At 68.7% G+C, this 15,016-nt stretch carries 15 protein-coding genes and 1 tRNA gene; 9 read left to right on the top strand and 7 right to left on the bottom strand.

Features of this window, described 5'->3' with window-relative positions; translation table 11 throughout:
• Positions 1-60 precede the first annotated feature (60 nt).
• Entirely contained in the window at positions 61-2,505 is a 2,445-nt protein-coding gene (locus ACS8Y6_RS01790; RefSeq protein ID WP_440854875.1) for a membrane-bound PQQ-dependent dehydrogenase, glucose/quinate/shikimate family, read from the bottom strand.
• Positions 2,506-2,749: 244 nt separating this feature from the next.
• Between ACS8Y6_RS01790 and ACS8Y6_RS01785 the strand changes: the two genes are divergently transcribed.
• On the top strand, positions 2,750-3,082 hold the full coding sequence (locus tag ACS8Y6_RS01785; protein ID WP_440851475.1) for a hypothetical protein: 333 nt from the start codon (positions 2,750-2,752) through the stop codon (positions 3,080-3,082).
• A 223-nt stretch (positions 3,083-3,305) separates the two neighbouring features.
• On the opposite strand, the gene ACS8Y6_RS01780 is transcribed toward ACS8Y6_RS01785, so the two are convergent.
• Positions 3,306-4,304 (bottom strand): LysR family transcriptional regulator, encoded by a 999-nt coding sequence (locus ACS8Y6_RS01780; RefSeq protein ID WP_440851474.1) that lies wholly within the window; start codon positions 4,302-4,304, stop codon positions 3,306-3,308.
• Between the two features lie 94 nt (positions 4,305-4,398).
• On the opposite strand from ACS8Y6_RS01780, the gene ACS8Y6_RS01775 reads away from it, so the two are divergent.
• The gene (locus ACS8Y6_RS01775) at positions 4,399-5,592 is read left to right on the top strand and encodes a CynX/NimT family MFS transporter (RefSeq protein ID WP_440851473.1); all 1,194 of its coding nucleotides are present in this window, start codon (positions 4,399-4,401) and stop codon (positions 5,590-5,592) included.
• A gap of 107 nt (positions 5,593-5,699) precedes the next feature.
• On the opposite strand, the gene ACS8Y6_RS01770 is transcribed toward ACS8Y6_RS01775, so the two are convergent.
• From ACS8Y6_RS01770 to ACS8Y6_RS01760, 3 genes are all read right to left on the bottom strand, one after another.
• Complete coding sequence (locus tag ACS8Y6_RS01770) at positions 5,700-6,494, bottom strand: metallophosphoesterase (protein WP_440851472.1); 795 nt, start codon at positions 6,492-6,494, stop codon at positions 5,700-5,702.
• 167 nt (positions 6,495-6,661) lie between these two features.
• Positions 6,662-7,396, bottom strand: coding sequence for an SDR family oxidoreductase (locus ACS8Y6_RS01765; RefSeq protein ID WP_440851471.1), 735 nt, complete (start codon positions 7,394-7,396; stop codon positions 6,662-6,664).
• An 85-nt stretch (positions 7,397-7,481) separates the two neighbouring features.
• On the bottom strand, positions 7,482-8,018 hold the full coding sequence (locus ACS8Y6_RS01760) for an asparaginase domain-containing protein (RefSeq protein WP_440854874.1): 537 nt from the start codon (positions 8,016-8,018) through the stop codon (positions 7,482-7,484).
• 203 nt (positions 8,019-8,221) lie between these two features.
• Here ACS8Y6_RS01760 and ACS8Y6_RS01755 point away from each other — a divergent pair, with 203 nt between their 5' ends.
• On the top strand, positions 8,222-9,298 hold the full coding sequence (locus tag ACS8Y6_RS01755) for a hypothetical protein (protein ID WP_440854873.1): 1,077 nt from the start codon (positions 8,222-8,224) through the stop codon (positions 9,296-9,298).
• A gap of 8 nt (positions 9,299-9,306) precedes the next feature.
• Here ACS8Y6_RS01755 and ACS8Y6_RS01750 read toward each other — a convergent pair whose 3' ends face one another.
• Positions 9,307-10,935 (bottom strand): dihydroxyacetone kinase subunit DhaK, encoded by a 1,629-nt coding sequence (locus ACS8Y6_RS01750; RefSeq protein WP_440854872.1) that lies wholly within the window; start codon positions 10,933-10,935, stop codon positions 9,307-9,309.
• A 31-nt stretch (positions 10,936-10,966) separates the two neighbouring features.
• Positions 10,967-11,830, bottom strand: a complete 864-nt coding sequence (locus ACS8Y6_RS01745) for an EamA family transporter (RefSeq protein WP_440854871.1) — start codon at positions 11,828-11,830, stop codon at positions 10,967-10,969.
• Here ACS8Y6_RS01745 and ACS8Y6_RS01740 point away from each other — a divergent pair.
• From ACS8Y6_RS01740 to ACS8Y6_RS01715, 6 genes are all read left to right on the top strand, one after another.
• A complete protein-coding gene (locus tag ACS8Y6_RS01740) occupies positions 11,829-12,356 on the top strand; it encodes a DUF6314 family protein (protein ID WP_440854870.1) in 528 nt (175 codons plus the stop codon). The genes ACS8Y6_RS01745 and ACS8Y6_RS01740 overlap by 2 nt on opposite strands.
• Complete coding sequence (locus ACS8Y6_RS01735) at positions 12,346-12,705, top strand: DUF427 domain-containing protein (protein WP_440854869.1); 360 nt, start codon at positions 12,346-12,348, stop codon at positions 12,703-12,705. The genes ACS8Y6_RS01740 and ACS8Y6_RS01735 overlap by 11 nt, the downstream gene beginning before the upstream one ends.
• A 62-nt stretch (positions 12,706-12,767) precedes the next feature.
• Complete coding sequence (locus ACS8Y6_RS01730) at positions 12,768-13,376, top strand: rhomboid family intramembrane serine protease (RefSeq protein ID WP_440851464.1); 609 nt, start codon at positions 12,768-12,770, stop codon at positions 13,374-13,376.
• Between the two features lies 1 nt (position 13,377).
• Complete coding sequence (locus ACS8Y6_RS01725) at positions 13,378-13,590, top strand: hypothetical protein (protein ID WP_440851463.1); 213 nt, start codon at positions 13,378-13,380, stop codon at positions 13,588-13,590.
• 2 nt (positions 13,591-13,592) lie between these two features.
• A complete protein-coding gene (locus ACS8Y6_RS01720) occupies positions 13,593-14,762 on the top strand; it encodes an FAD-dependent oxidoreductase (RefSeq protein ID WP_440854938.1) in 1,170 nt (389 codons plus the stop codon).
• Between the two features lie 14 nt (positions 14,763-14,776).
• Positions 14,777-14,852, top strand: a tRNA-Glu gene (locus ACS8Y6_RS01715).
• Positions 14,853-15,016 lie beyond the last annotated feature (164 nt).

Genomic DNA, 15,016 nt, shown 5'->3' with positions numbered 1-15,016 from the left:
CGTATTCCGGCCATCTTTTCGCGCGCTTCGCCAGCGCCTGAAACGGCAACGGGCCCGCACTCAGCCCTTCGTCGCCAGCCTGTAGGCGATCACATAGTCACCCGCTGTCGTGCCGGACGTGCCGTGGCCACCAGCCGTCACCAGCAGATACTGCCGCCCCCCGGCTTCATAGGTCATCGGCGTGGCATCGCCGCCGGCCGGGAGTCGCGCCCGCCAGAGCTGTCGGCCGGTCGCCATGGCGTAGGCGCGCACGTAATCGTCCAGCGCGCCCGTTTCGAAGGCCACGCCGCCGGCGGTGGCGATCGGCCCGCCGAGCGCCGGTACGTCCACCGGCAGCGGTAGCGACAGGATCCGGGGGCGATCGCGCGCGGCCCCGCTGGCATGGCGCCAGGCGATCCGGCGCTTCTGCAGATCGATACCGGCCACGTCGCCCCAGGACGGTGCCTGACAGGGCAGACCGAGTGGCGATATGAACGGCCCGGTCTTCACGGCATACGGCGCGCCCGTATTCGGCTGCGGCCCCCCGTTACCGGAACCGGCCTTTTCCTTTCGTTTCGCCTGCTCACGCGGCACCAACCGGCGCACGGAGGCGAGGTACGTGGGCGCGACGAACAGACTCTGATCCGCCGGATCGACAGCCACGCCGCCCCAGTTCATGACGCCGGGGTTGCCGGGATACGAAATTGAGCCCCTGCGCGACGGCGGCGTGAACGGGCCGTCGTAGCGCAGCGCGTGAAACCGGATGCGGCACGCCAGTTGATCGAACGGCGTGACGCCCCACATGTCGGCACCGGTGAGCCGACGCGGCACGAGGCTCAACGCCGAATGCGGCTGGGTCGGCGCGGTATGCACACCCGCCACGGCGCCCTGCGGCGCGGGCCGCTCGTGGATCGGCACCACCGGCTTGCCGGTCACCCGATTGAACACATACAGCTGCCCCTGCTTGGTCGGCTGGATCACCACCGGCTGCATGCCGTGGTGGCGGGTGGCCATATCGGTCAGCACCGGCTGGGCCGGCGGGCCCAGGTTCCAGAGATCGTGATGGGTCAGCTGCCGGTGCCAGGCCACCTGCCCGGTTTTGACATGCAGCGCGACCAGCGACGCACTGTATTTTTTGTCCGCGGCCGAGCGCTGGCCGCCGAACTGACCGGGCCTGGCATTGCCGACTGGCAGGTACAACAAGCCGCGCTTGAGGTCGACGCTCATCGGTGCTCCGACGTTCGGCGCGTTGCGCGTGTCGTGCGGGTTCGCCCCGGTCGGGTTGCCGGCGTCCCAGCGCCACACCTGCTTGCCCGTCCTGGCGTCATAGGCGCGCACCACGCCCGCGGGCTCGTCGGTCGCGCTATTGTCGATGACGCGGCCGCCGACGATCACCAGACCGTCGGCCACCACGGGCGGCGAGGTCGAATAATAGCCGCCCGGCTTGAGCGGACGCTGGTGTCGGGCCAGATCGATCTGGCCGTCGTGGCCGAAATTCGCGCAGCGCTGGCCGGTATCGGCATTGATCGCGATCAGGCGCGCATCCGCGGTTGGCAGGAATATCCGGCGCGGACAGGCCTGTGCCGCCGGCGCGTTCTGGGTGTTGTTCCTGTCCGCGACCGGCTTGACGCCGGCGGCCCCGTCTTGTTTCGGCTCGCTGGCGGCCTGATACGCCACGCCGCGGCAGGTCATGCGGGCCCGGCCCGGGGAATTTTTCGCGCCCTGCGGGCTGAACTGCGTGTTGTAGCGCCAGCGGATGCGGCCGGTTTCGGGATCGAGTGCCAGCAGCTTGCTGTGCGGCGTGCAGACGTAGAGCGTGTGATTGACCTTGAGCGGCGTGTTCTCGTCGCTGCCCCCGGCCGCATCGTGCGCCCCGGGCCGATCCCCGGGCCGATCCCCGGTCCGGATCTTCCAGGCCACCTTGAGCCGGCCGACGTTTTTCGTATTGATCTGATCGAGCCGCGAGTAATGCGTACCGGCATCGGTGCCGCCATAGGACGGCCAATCCGCCCCGGCGGCGTATGCCGGTTTCACCGGATGATCGCGATGGGCCGGGATCCGACCGGTGAGGCGGCCGGGGTCGGGCGTGAACTGGCTGCCGACGGCGAGCCCGAACACCGCCAGCACCGCGACCGCCAGAGTCGGGGTGGCCAGACCATTACCGGCTCGCCGCCGACGCGCGGCCAGCGGCCGGCGAATCCACGGCAACAGCAGGATCGCGCCGATCACCGCCCATAGCGCCAGCCGCGGCACCAGCGCCCAGCCAAAAAAGCCGGCCTCGTAGACCGACCACACGGCCGAAGCCATCAGGATCAGGCCGTACAAGCCGAGCGCGGATGAACGCGCGGCGATGAACAGCACCCCGTCGAGCGCGAACGCTGCTCCGGCGCTGGCGTAGTACGCCGAGCCGCCGACCATGACAAGCTTGATGCCACCGGCGAGCAGGGCCAGGCCGGCCAGCAGCAGGACCAAGCCGATACACACCGGCAGGACACGTGAGGCCAGGCGTTGGTCGGTGTCGTTCATGAGGTCATCCCGAAGGCGGTGCCATCGCACGCGCGCCGAACCGGCGCCGGGCGGCACAATTTACGGCCCGGGCCCGGGCCTGTCGACCGGCGACTGTTATCACGCCTGATTCGACGTTTTTTTAACGCGGCGGACACACTGTCGCGCCCATCCGTCAAGCGTCGACTTTTCACTTAGGAAACACAGGTATATGATCGTAGAGTAGTTGTCGCCCTCTGTTATCAAACCACGCGAAAGAAGATCGATGCGTCGCCCCCTCATTCTGGCCCCGATCCTGCTCATCGCCGCGCTTGCGGGCTGCCAGTCCGATAGTTCGATTTCCTCTTCCTCGCCCGAGGTGTCACCTTGCAACCGACTGCGCAACATCGATGTGCCGGCGCAGGGATTCGACGACACGGCCCATTCGCTGGCGCGCACCACCGGCTGCTTCATCAAGACCGATCTGGCCGACACCGGCTCGATCCACGTGGCTGCGGTATCCGGCCACCTGTCGATTGCCGCGGCCCTGTCGCGCGCGCTGGCGCCGACCCAGCTGCAGGTGACCCAGAACGGCGACACGCTGATCGTGCATTCCTGAAACGGCCGCCGATCGCCGGCCACGTTCGCAGCGACGACTGGCGATGACCACCGTCGACCGCGATGGTGGGCCAGCAGCAACCGCGCGCCGCTCAGACCCTCCGGCTTGCCGAGCCGTTGCTGCGGGATGCACCGGATCATGCGCCGGCTGGCTTCGGTGGCGAAGGCGTCGCGATACGCGAGGCGTGGTCACAGGCTCGTGCAAGCATCGCGCGCTCGGCGCATCAATCGAGGGTTTCGCGCGCGATGCGCACGATGCGCTCGCGCAGCCAGCGATGCGCCGGGTCGTGATGATCGAGCGCACCCCAGGCGATGCCGACCTGGAACTCGGGCAGTTCGACTGGCGGGTCGAGCACGGCAAGGCCGAGATGCCGCGCCTGGTAACGCGCGATGCGCGCCGGCAGGGTCGCGATCATATGGCTTTCGGCGACCAACTGACGCGGCAATTGGTAGTGCCGGGTGAGCACGCTGATCTCGCGCGCCAGGCCGCGATCGGCCAGCACCTCGTCCAGACGCGATAGGCCGATGCCGGTCTGGGTGATCAGAATATGCCGCTGGGCCAGAAAGGCCTCCAGCGTGAGCTCGCCGCCGGCGGCCGTCAGCGCCGGATGATCGCTGCGAATCAGGCAGGCCAGCCGGTCCCGCCACAGCCGCTGGTGGTGAAAATTGGCGGGCAACTGGCCGAACTGATTGACCAGGACATCGGCCTCGCCGCGCTCGATCTGGCCGATGGCGTCGCCCGAGGCCGACAGGATGTTGAGCGCGATGCCGGGCGCCTCGGTTTCCAGCACCGCGACCACATGCGGCATGAGCACCGAGGCCGCATAGTCCGTGATCAGGATGGTGAACAGGCGCTCGGCGGTGGCCGGCTCGAACGCGCGATTGGGCGCGATCGCGGCTTCCATCTGAGCGAGCGCGTTGCGCACCGGGCGCTGCAACTGCTCGGCGCGGGCCGTGGGCTGCATGCCGCCGGCCGTGCGTACCAGGATCGGATCGCCCAGCAGCTTGCGCAGACGCTTGAGCGCGTTGCTCATGGCCGGCTGGGTGATGTTCATGGCCTCCGCCGCCCGCGTGACACTGCGTTCGCGCAGCAGCGCATCCAGCATCACGAGCAGATTGAGATCGACGTCGCGAATATTCATCGGATGAATATAAAGGGCCGCGGGCGCGCCACGCGAGATCGCCCGGATCGCGGCTCTGGCCTCGGGGCCTGGTGTATTCATGACCCGCGCGCTGCCACCTGACGCGGCATCGCATGGGTGCATTAACCTACCGTCGACCGCAGAATAGCCCGCTCGCCCATTCACGCTGGCGCCCATGACCGATTCACGCTCTGCCTCCGAGCCGGCCGCGCGCCGGCTGCTGACCCTGGCCGGCCTGCTGCTGGTCGCCCTGAACCTGCGCCCGGCGCTGACCAGCGTATCGCCGGTGCTCACGCGTATCGGCCACGATCTGGGCCTGGCCTCGGCCGGCCAGGGGCTGCTCACCACCCTGCCCGTGCTCTGCCTCGGGCTGGCGGCTCCGCTGGCCCCGCGTCTGGCACGCCGTGCGGGGCCCGAGCGCGCCGTGCTCGTAGTGCTTATCGTACTGGCGCTGGCCATTCTGGTGCGGCCCTACAGTGGCGAGGCCGGGATGTTCGTCGGCACCGCACTCGCCGGCGGCTGCATCGGTGTGCTGGGTGTGCTGCTGCCCGGGCTGGTCAAGCGCGATTTCCCGGATAACGTCAGCGTGATGACGGGCCTGTACACCATGTCGCTTTGTCTGGGGGCATCGCTGGCGGCCGGCGCGACCGAGCCGTTGCGGCTCCTGTTTTCCGGCGCCTGGCGCCCGGCGCTGGCGTTCTGGCTGGTGCTGGCCGTGATCGCGGCCGTGGCCTGGATCGCGCAGATGCACACCGTGCGCAAGCCGGCCGCGCCGTCGGGCGGGCCGCGCCGCGTGCATCGCGATCCGCTGGCCTGGCAGATCACGGCGTTCATGGGGCTGCAGAGTTCGCTGGCCTATACCGTGTTCGGCTGGCTGCCGACGATTCTGTCGGATCGTGGCATGGCCGCCGTGTCGGCCGGGCTCGCACTGTCGGTGTCGATTCTGGTGCAGCTGGCCAGCGCGATCATCGCGCCGGCGATCGGCGCTCGCATGCGTGATCAGCGCGCCGTGCTCACCACCGTCATGCTCATCACATTGATCGGCCTGGGCGGCTGTCTGTATGCCCCGATCGGCGGCATCTGGTTCTGGGTGGTCGTGCTTGGGCTCGGTCAGGGCGGCACCTTCAGCATGGCGCTGACGCTGCTCGCGTTGCGGGCACCGAATGCCGAAACCGCCGCCGAACTGTCGGGCATGGCCCAGGGCGTGGGTTATGTACTGGCCGCGCTGGGCCCGCTCGCGGTGGGCCTGATTCACCAGTTCTTCGGCAGTTGGTCGGCGGTCGGCGTGCTGGTCGGGCTGATCGGACTGGCGGCGATTGCCGCCGGCCTGGGCGCGGGGCGTGACCGCCTGGTCACGGCGCACCACTGAACGGCGCGCGCCGCCATCGGCCGATTCCGCCGCGCGCCTGGACCGTCTCGATCACAGGCGCCAAACGACCGGGCCCCGCACCGAAACCATTCGGCGAGGTATCCCGCTCAGCCGGGCACGCGCCATTCGTGCCTGATGTCTTGCGCATCGCCTGCCGCGAACGACCACAGGCTGTCATCGGAGGCGGCCGCGATCGACAGCCGGCCCCGCGGCAGGAACACGCCGGTATCGAGCCAGCGGGTATTGCCGCAGGCCACGGCCGACGGCATCGGCGTATGGCCGAAGAACACGCGATCTATGCCGGCGACATCGATCTCGCCACGCGGGCGCCGTCCCTCGACCCTGCCCACAACCTTGCCTGCCCGATCGCGGCTCCACAGGGCGTGCTGCAGTATCGACGACCCGGCGGCGGCATCGGCGATGGCGGCGGTGGTGGCCGGCCAGCTCGCCGCCGGCACATCGGCATGGAGCAGTCCGATCTGCCGGCCATCGGCCAGTTCCACGGCCAGCGCGTACGGCAGCGCGGCCAGCGCCGCAAGCAATGGGCGGGCCCGGTTTTCTTCCAGGCTTTCGAACCAGTGCCCGCCGTTCTGGTACCAGAGCGCGCGCGCCGCCCGGTCGGCCGCGTCGCCGCCCACACCCACGGCATCCAGCATCATCTGTTCGTGGTTGCCGCGTACCGCGAAGAACCAGGGTTGACGCAGAAAGTCCGCCGCGCGGTGGCTTTCCGGCCCGCGGTCGACGAGATCGCCCACCGACAGCAAGCGATCGCGATGGATATCGAAGCCAAGATGCGACAGCGCGGCTTCCAGTACCGGGAAATAGCCGTGGATATCGCCGACGATGTAATCCTCGCCCCGGGTGTTCGGCGGTAACCGTTGAATACGTGGCGCGCTCTGCATGGGCCAAGCATCCCATGCCCGGCCCCGGCGCGTGAAGAGACGCCGGCCCGGGGCACGTCCGGGCGCGTACTGTTGCCGCATCGCGCCGGTTACGGGCCAGCCCACGCGAGACAAAAAACCGGCCGCCTCGCCGACGGCCGGTTTGATTCAAGCGCTAATGCCCTGGCTTACGGCGAGACCTGCTTGGTCGGCATCACCAGGATTTCCTGGGCATTGACGTGGCCGGGCTGGGCGAAGGCATAGACCAGCGAACTGGCGATGTCCTCGGGGTGCAGCGCATCGACCTTGTCGCGGCGCTCCTGCATGGCGTCCTCGCTCACATTGAAGCCCCAGTTGGTATAGACCGCGCCGGGTTCGATCAGCGATACGCGGATACCGTCGCCACCCAGCTCCTTGCGCAGGGTGTCGTGGAAACCGACCACGGCAAACTTGGTCGCGCAGTAGACCGACCAGCCGGGCACGCCGAAGCGGCCACCCACGCTGGAAACAGTCGAGATCATCGGCGCCTCGCGCCCCTTCATCAGCGGGATCGCGGCCTGGGTGCAGTTGAGAACGCCGTACAGATTGGCGTCGATCTGCTTCTTCCATTCCTCGGGCCTGGACTCGGCGAACGGGTCGTTGTAGCCGACGCCGGCGTTGTTGAACATCAGATCCACCGCGCCGTAGTCGGCCTTGATGCGCTCGAACAGCCGGGCCACGGCCTCGGCATCACCGACATCGGTGGGCATGGCACTCGCCTTGGCGCCGAGTTCGTCGGCGAGTTTTTCGATTTTGTCGGCGCTGCGCGCGACGAGGATGACCTGGGCGCCTTCGGCGACCAGCGCCCGCGCCGTGGCTTCACCGATGCCGCTGGAGGCGCCGGTGATGACACAGATGTTGTCGGTCAGATCGCGATATTGCATTGGCAGGGATCCTCTAGTCGGCCACGCGTCATGGCGCGGCCATTGAAGTGTTGACCCTCAGAACCTTGCGCGCGATCGACTTTTTTCAAGTCTCGGCTTCGACCAGCGTCAGCCGCTCGTAGTCCTTGACGATGCGCCCGGCCGGGATCACGCGGCCATGGAACGCGGCATACACGCCGGGCACGACCAGGCGTGCGGCCATGACGGCCTGGGCCACGTTCTGGGCGGCATCGCTGTCGGCCACGCGATACGGTCGCATCGCGCCGGTGAGCACGATCGGGCAACCGGGGCCGTCCAGGGCTTCGGCAAGCGCCTCGGCCGTACGCGCCAGCGTATCGGTGCCGTGGGTGATCACGATGGCATCCGCGTCATCGGCCGCCAGGCAGTCGCGTGCCGCGGCCACGACCTCGGCGCGCTCGGCCTCGCCCATCGCCAGTGAGTCGATCGACATCACACGCCGGACCTCGATCCGCACGTCGGGCTGGTCGAGATGCGCGAGCAGTGTCTCGATAACCGGTCTGTCCAGCGTGAGCGCGCCGGCAGTGGCGTCATAGCTTTTCTCTATGGTGCCGCCGGTGGCCAACAGCACGATACGAAACGGCGAGCGCGATGAAACGTTCATGTTGAATGCCCGAAACAAGGGGAAACCCCCAGTCTACCGCCAGCACCCATCGAATCGGTGCCGCAACGTGCCAAACTGGCGGCAGACCGTCGACTCCTCGAAGCGACACCGCGCCCGTCGGATCGCGAGGCGCCGGCTCGGGGAGCGCGCAGACGTCGCCCGGCCGTAGGGCCGCTGCTTGGATTTGCCCGGGGACAGACCACTTGGCATCGATCTCACATTCCTCCGCCAACCGCTTCGAGCGCGGTGTCTGGTGGGCTGCCGCGCTGCTCGTGTCGCTGTTCTGCACCGCAGTCCAGCTATCGATCACCGCACCGTACCGCCTGACCAGTTTCGCCCGCATGACGCATTTCACCGCCGTGGAGCCGTTCCAGCACCGGGTGTTGATCCCGGCCCTGGCGGCTGCCATCGAGCATCTGGCGCCGCTCGGACCGCATCTGGTATTCGGCCTGCTGGAAGTGGTGGCCTGGATGGCGCTGATCATGCTGGCCTACCGCGCGGTCGAACGTTTCGGCATCGCCGAAACCGAAGCGCTCAAGCGCCTGCTCGCACTCTCGATTGTCCTGCCGCTGGCGATCGTGGTGCTCATGCCCGATCTGCGGGTCTGGCCGCTGATTTCGCTCGACGGCGGCACCCTCGACCTGGGCAACTGGAGCGCGCGCACGCTGTTCTATTACCCCTACGACCTGCCGGCCGCGGCCTTCACCCTGGCCCTGCTGCTGGCGGTGGCCGACTGGGGCGATCGCCCGGAATGGCGGCGCCTGGGCGGATTCGCGATCCTGTTCGCGCTGGCGACCGTCAATCGCGAGACCACGCTGTTCGTCATCCCCATGGCCGCGTTGATGCTCGCCGGGCGGCTGCCGATGACCCGGTTCGCCGCGCTGCTCGGGCTGATGCTGGCATTGTATGCCGCCGTCGAGTGGCCCCTGCACTGGCTTTTCTCCAACCAGCCGAATCCGCACGCCGCGCTCGGCGACACCCAGTACGAGCTGCACATCACGGAAAACCTGCGGCTGCTGTCGCATCCGGCTTATCTGCTGACCGAGCCGGTCCGATTCGTGGGCGGCTGCTGGCTGGTGGTCGTGCTGTGGTGGCGCTGTATCGATCGCCGCCTGCGGGCGGCGATCCTCGGTCTGGCCGTGCCGCTGATCCTGGTCGGCATCGTGGTCGGGCGCATCGCCGAGCACCGCATCTTCATCGAGGCCGTGCCCCTGTTCTGGCTGGCCGGTCTGCAGGCCATCCGCGGCCGGCTCGCGGCCGAGGCCGCGCCGCCCCAATAGCGTATCGATCAGCCGGCCAGTGCCTCGAACACACGCGCCACCGCCTCGGCGCCGGGATCGACCACGCCGGTCAATGCCTCGTCGCGGACATAGGCCGCGCGACCGGCGCCGGCATGGCCCATGTCGGCCGTGGCGTCGGCACCGGCGCGCGCCGCTTGCGCCGCGTCGCCAAGCGAACCACCGTCGGCCAGCGCCTGAGCCGCGGGGACGAGCGCATCGAGCATGGTGCGATCACCCGCTTGCGCGCCACCGTAATCCTGCATGCGGCCGATACCGGCCGCCAGCGCCGCGCCGAAGGCATGGCCGTCGCGCAGGGCCGCGGCGGTCGCGGTGAACAGGATCGACAGCAACACGCCGGACGAGCCGCCCATCTCGCGCGCCAGCAGATCGCCGATTTCGTCGGCCAGCAACGCCGGCTCGCCGGTGGACACGCGATCATCATCCAGCGCGCCGCGGATCGCCTTGGCGCCTCGATTGAAGGCGGTGCCGGTATCGCCGTCGCCGGCCGCGGCGTCCAGATCGTCGAGCTCGGCGCGGGCCGAGGACAGGGCATCGGTGGCCGCCCGGATGCGATCCGCGCGCGCCGGATCACGCCCGCCGGCGCCGGGCGCCTTGTGCTCGCTGACAGTCGGCACGAAGGTCTCGGGCGCGGCCACATCGCACAGCCCGGGCCAGCCGATGGCAGCCACCGGGCTGGCCAACGCGGCCCGTGCGTCATCGTCGATCGGCAGCAGTGTGATCGAGAAGCCGTGCATGTTCATGGAACTCATCACCGGTGCCGGTACCACTGCCGCGCGCACTCGATCGGCCGGCAACCGGGCCAGCACTTCGCCGGTAAGTACCGCCATCTCCTGGGTCGAGCAGCCGCCCAGGTTGTTGATCAGGACCACCCAGCGGGCATCGCCGTCATGACGCGCCTCGGCGGCCTCGATCAGCGGCTCCAGCGCCAGCCGGACGGCATCGGCGGCGTTCTCGGGCGCGACTTCGCGCACACCCGGCTCGTTGTGGATGCCCAGCCCCAGTTCCGGCGAACGGGGCTCGCGTTTGCCGCCCGGCAACGTCGCGCTGGACAACGACAGGCCGATCGAGACCAGCCCGTCTATGGTCGTCTGTGCCGCACGCGTCACCGTATCGATATCCGCACCGGCGGCGGCATGATGGCCGGCGATCTTGTGCACCAGCACCGTCCCGGCCAGCCCGCGCGCGCCGACGTCCTCGGGTAGCGAGATATCGTCGGCCACGATCACGCTGCGCACGGTGTAGCCCTCGCGGGCGGCGCGCTCGGCCGCGAGGCCGAAATTGAGCCGGTCGCCGGTGTAGTTCTTGATCACCAGCAGACAGCCGGCCGGCCCGGTCACTTCGCGGATCGCGGCCAGCACGGCCTCGACGCTGGGCGAGGTGAACAAGTCGCCGGCGATGGCGGCGGCCAGCATGCCGTGGCCGACAAACCCGGCGTGGGCCGGCTCGTGACCCGCGCCGCCGCCGGAAATCACCGCCACCCGGCTGTTGTCGAAATCGCGATCCACGATCAACCGCATGCCGGACGCCCGCTCGCTCACGCGTACCGGCGCGATCCGGGCCAGCCCCGACAGGCCCTCGTCGACCACGTCATCGGCGGCATTAAAGAAGAAATCCATGGCCGGCTCCCGTGTATTGTCTGCCGCCAGACTACCGCGGTACAGGCCGCCGAGCCCAGCCGGCGTTGACGGCGAGCGCGCCGCCGATGATCGCCGCGCCGATCGCCAGCCGCAACAGATCGGCATCGCGATTCCAGATCAACAGATTCACCACCAGGCCGGCCGGGATCAGGGCATTGTTCATGACGGCGAGCGTGCCGGCATCGACCATCGCCACGCCGCGATTCCAGGCATAGTAGCCGGCACCGGAGGCCGCGATCCCGAGCCAGAGCAACACGCCCCACTCGACCGGCGTGTCGGGCAGGGCCGAACGGTCGCCGAACAGGGCGAAGCCGAGCGCGGCCACCGGCCAGGCGCCGGCGAAGAACCAGCCGAACTGGCGATGCAGCGGCACGGCGGCAGACAGCCGCGGCGCCAGTCGCCGATAGCCCACCTGACCGATCGCGAAACACAGGTTCGCCCCCTGCATGAGGGCAAAGCCAAGCCAGACGTTTTCGCCGACGTCGGTGTAGCGGATCACGCCCGCCCCGGCGACGGCCAGCAGCGCCACCAGCAGATACCGCGGCGCGAACCGGCCGGCCAGCAGATCATCGAGCAGGGTGATGTAGACCGGGGTAAGAATCGAGAACAGCAGCACCTCCGGCACCGACACGAACAAAAACGACTGATAGAAAAACAGATACATCAGCCCGATCTGGACCGCCCCGACCGCCATCAAGCCCAGCGCGGGCCCGCGCCCCGTGGCGTGCGGGCGCAGCATCGGCGCAAACACGGCGAACGCCAGCGTAATGCGTGTCAACACGGCAAAATAGTCATCCACCTGGCCGGCCAGATAGACGCCGATCAGGCTGAAGGAAAACGCCCAGAGAACAGTGACGGCAACGAGATAGCTCATGACAATCGCAGCGACGGCGGAAGACGGGGCAAGCGACACGATTATACGGACCTGGCAGCGGCTGCCCGGGCTGCGTGCGCTGTCGTTCGTGGCCGAACCGGGCGCGGCCTCCCAGACCGGCTGGCGCGGTGCCGGCCGCGCCGAGATCACGGCCATGCCCGACGGCGACGCCTGGCGCCTGACCGAGCGCGGCCGGTTCTCACCGGCGGGCGCGGCGCGCCCGGTGGCATTCCATAATGTCTATCGCTGGGTGCGGGCCGACAACCGCCTGCGGCTCTACCACGAGCGCTTCGGCACGGCCGCGGCCGTGTTCCTGTTCGAACTGGTGGCCGACGGCAGGCGGCGCCTGGTCTGCCGACAACCCCATCTTTGCGGCGACGATGTCTATCGCGGCACGCTCGAACTGGTCCACGATGGCTTCGATCTGGACTGGTCGATCACCGGGCCACGCAAGAACGAGCATCTGTACTATCGCTATCGCGCGTCGCCGATCGCGCCGAACGACGAAATCCGCCATGACCGATAACGACAGCGCGCAACGCATCACCACCGAACCCGTGGCCACGACCGTCATCGTGAGCGTCGACACACGGTTGATCGCGCACTCCCGCCGCGCCGCGTTGCTGACCGAGCGCGGCTACCGACCGAGGCTGTACCTGCCGCGCGGCGATATTGCCGCCGGCGTGCTGATCGATTCGGATACGCGCACGCATTGCCCCTACAAGGGCGACGCCCGTTATTTCCATGTGACGATCGACGGACAGCGCTATACCGATGCCGCCTGGTCCTACGACGAGCCGCTCGCCAGCGTGGCGGCGATCGCCGGCCGGGTGGCGTTCGACCACCCGGCGATCCGGGTCGACCAGCGCGGCTGAGACCATCGCCCGGGCAGGGCCGTATACTCGGGCGGGTTTTCGCCCGCCAACCGGGAATCATTATGTGGGTTACCGTCATCCTGATCGCGATCACCTGCGCGGTCTCGATCACTTGCTTTTCCAACGCGCGCCTGCTCGATCGGCTGCTGCTCTGGCCGCCAGCGGTAAGTCGCGGTGAATACTATCGGCTGCTGACCAACGCCTTCGTGCATGCCGATGGCGCGCACCTGGCCTTCAACATGATCACGCTGTTCTTCTTCGGCCGCGTGATCGAGGGCTTTTTCGAGCGCTATATCGGCGCGACCGGCTTCGTCGCCTTCTACCTGGCCGCCGCGGTGGTTTCGACAGTGCCGAGCTATCTCCAGCACCGCAACGACTCGCGCTATCGCAGCCTCGGCGCCTCGGGCGCGGTATCGGCCGTGCTGTTCGCCTTCATTCTGCTGGCGCCCTGGTCGACGATCTATGTGTTCGTGGTGCCGGTGCCGGCGATTGTCTACGGCGTGCTGTTCACCGCCTACGGGCTGTACGCCAACCGGATCGGGCACGACCACATCAACCACAGCGCACATCTGTGGGGCGCGGCCTTCGGCGTGGTGTTCACGCTGATCATGGAACCGCGGCTGGGGCCGCTGTTCCTGGCGCAGATCACCTCGCCCGGCGCGCAGTTCTGACATGCGCGTTCTGTTCTGGCTGGCCGCGATTGCCATCGTCGTGCTCTTGGTGCGCGCGCGCTGGCAACGCTGGCAGCGGCGACGACGCGGCGAGCCGGAACCGGTCCAGCAGGGCCCGCGCACGATCACGCTGGTCGTCATCGCCCTGCTGCTGGTCTACGGGCTGCTGATCGGCTATCGCCTGTTCGTCGGCGACTGGAACACGCTTCATTGAGCATGGGCGCGATGCGCCGAGGCCCGCGGGTGGTGCTGGCCGGCGGCGGCCATGCCCACGTGGAATTGTTGCGCCGCCTGGCGCTGCGGCCGACGCTGCACGATGCGTTTGCCGCCGTCGACCTGATCGAGCCGGAACGCCACATGGCCTATTCCGGCATGCTGCCGACGACCGTGGCCGGGCATTACACGTGCCAGCAGATGCAGGTCGATATCGGCCGGCTCGCGCGGCTTGCCCGGGTGACGCTGTACCGCACGCGGGTCACGCAGATCGACGCCGCCGCCCGCACGGTCACCCGCGCCGACGGCACGCGCTGTTGCTATGACCTGCTGTCGCTGAATATCGGCGCCGTACCGCGATCGATCGCCGGCGATCATCACGCGCATGTGGTGCCCGCCAAGCCGGTGACCGCGCTCTGGCACGGGCTGTCGGCGACCGAACGCCGGCTCGACGCCAGCGACCGGGCACTGGAGATCGCGGTCATCGGCGGCGGCGCGGGCGGCGTCGAACTGGCGCTCGCGCTGGCGTATCGTTGGCGCCATCGGCGGCCGGCGCCGCGCATCGCCTTGTACCACCGCGGCGACGCGCTGCTCGGTCGCGGCGAACGGGCCGCGGCGGCGGTACTGGCCGATGCACTGCTCGATGCCGGTATCGCGCGCCATCCCGGCACGACCATCGCGCGCATCACCCCGGGTACGATCGAGAGTGCCGACGGCCGCGAATTCGTTGCCGATGCGGTATTCGTGGCCACCGGCGCCGCGGTGGCGCCCGGCCTGGCGATGCGCGGTCTGGCACGGGACGAGCACGGCTTCATCCGGGTCGACACGCAGCTCCGGAGCGTCGATGCGCCCGGCGTGTTCGCCGCCGGCGACATCGCCAGCCTGCCGGTGCCCCGGCCCAAATCCGGCGTGTACGCCGTCCGCGCCGCGCCCGTGCTGGCCGACAATATCGAACGCGCCGCAACCGGCCGGCCCCTGCGTGAATTCCGCGCGCAACGGCAGGCGCTGGCCCTGATCGGTCTGGGCGCGCGCCGCGCGGTCGCGGTCCGCGGCTGGCCGGTCGCGCCCACCGGCTACGCCGTATGGCGACTCAAGCAGGCAATCGACAAGCGCTTCATCGCTCGCTACCAGGCCGGGAAAATCGCTCGCATCATGCATCGGTCGGGCGTATAATCCGCCGCCAACGCGCTCCCTTCGTCTAGCGGTCCAGGACGTCGCCCTCTCACGGCGAAAACACGAGTTCGAGTCTCGTAGGGAGCGCCATTTCCTAGCGCCGAAAGCCCCGCGTTTGACGCATTCCGGCCCGATGATTTTCGGCTGCCGCCATGGTTGCCCCGGGTCCCGGCGACAGCCGGCGCTCGCCGCGCTTCGCCAACCGCTATAAATCACGTCGTTCCCATGATCGTGGCGCCGCCGCGGGCCCATGA

Origin of the sequence: Salinisphaera sp. RV14 (assembly GCF_052044135.1) — a bacterium.
Classification (GTDB): Bacteria; Pseudomonadota; Gammaproteobacteria; order Nevskiales; family Salinisphaeraceae; genus Salinisphaera.
This window is presented reverse-complemented; position numbering and strand designations above follow the sequence as displayed.

What these genes read in the sequence shown, in the direction of transcription:
- ACS8Y6_RS01790 (WP_440854875.1), bottom strand. Translation starts at nt 2,505, where the DNA reads ATGAACGACACCGACCAACGCCTGGCCTCACGTGTCCTGCCGGTGTGT.
- ACS8Y6_RS01785 (WP_440851475.1), top strand. Translation starts at nt 2,750, where the DNA reads ATGCGTCGCCCCCTCATTCTGGCCCCGATCCTGCTCATCGCCGCGCTT.
- ACS8Y6_RS01780 (WP_440851474.1), bottom strand. Translation starts at nt 4,304, where the DNA reads ATGAATACACCAGGCCCCGAGGCCAGAGCCGCGATCCGGGCGATCTCG.
- ACS8Y6_RS01775 (WP_440851473.1), top strand. Translation starts at nt 4,399, where the DNA reads ATGACCGATTCACGCTCTGCCTCCGAGCCGGCCGCGCGCCGGCTGCTG.
- ACS8Y6_RS01770 (WP_440851472.1), bottom strand. Translation starts at nt 6,494, where the DNA reads ATGCAGAGCGCGCCACGTATTCAACGGTTACCGCCGAACACCCGGGGC.
- ACS8Y6_RS01765 (WP_440851471.1), bottom strand. Translation starts at nt 7,396, where the DNA reads ATGCAATATCGCGATCTGACCGACAACATCTGTGTCATCACCGGCGCC.
- ACS8Y6_RS01760 (WP_440854874.1), bottom strand. Translation starts at nt 8,018, where the DNA reads ATGAACGTTTCATCGCGCTCGCCGTTTCGTATCGTGCTGTTGGCCACC.
- ACS8Y6_RS01750 (WP_440854872.1), bottom strand. Translation starts at nt 10,935, where the DNA reads ATGGATTTCTTCTTTAATGCCGCCGATGACGTGGTCGACGAGGGCCTG.
- ACS8Y6_RS01740 (WP_440854870.1), top strand. Translation starts at nt 11,829, where the DNA reads ATGACAATCGCAGCGACGGCGGAAGACGGGGCAAGCGACACGATTATA.
- ACS8Y6_RS01745 (WP_440854871.1), bottom strand. Translation starts at nt 11,830, where the DNA reads ATGAGCTATCTCGTTGCCGTCACTGTTCTCTGGGCGTTTTCCTTCAGC.
- ACS8Y6_RS01735 (WP_440854869.1), top strand. Translation starts at nt 12,346, where the DNA reads ATGACCGATAACGACAGCGCGCAACGCATCACCACCGAACCCGTGGCC.
- ACS8Y6_RS01730 (WP_440851464.1), top strand. Translation starts at nt 12,768, where the DNA reads ATGTGGGTTACCGTCATCCTGATCGCGATCACCTGCGCGGTCTCGATC.
- ACS8Y6_RS01725 (WP_440851463.1), top strand. Translation starts at nt 13,378, where the DNA reads ATGCGCGTTCTGTTCTGGCTGGCCGCGATTGCCATCGTCGTGCTCTTG.
- ACS8Y6_RS01720 (WP_440854938.1), top strand. Translation starts at nt 13,593, where the DNA reads ATGGGCGCGATGCGCCGAGGCCCGCGGGTGGTGCTGGCCGGCGGCGGC.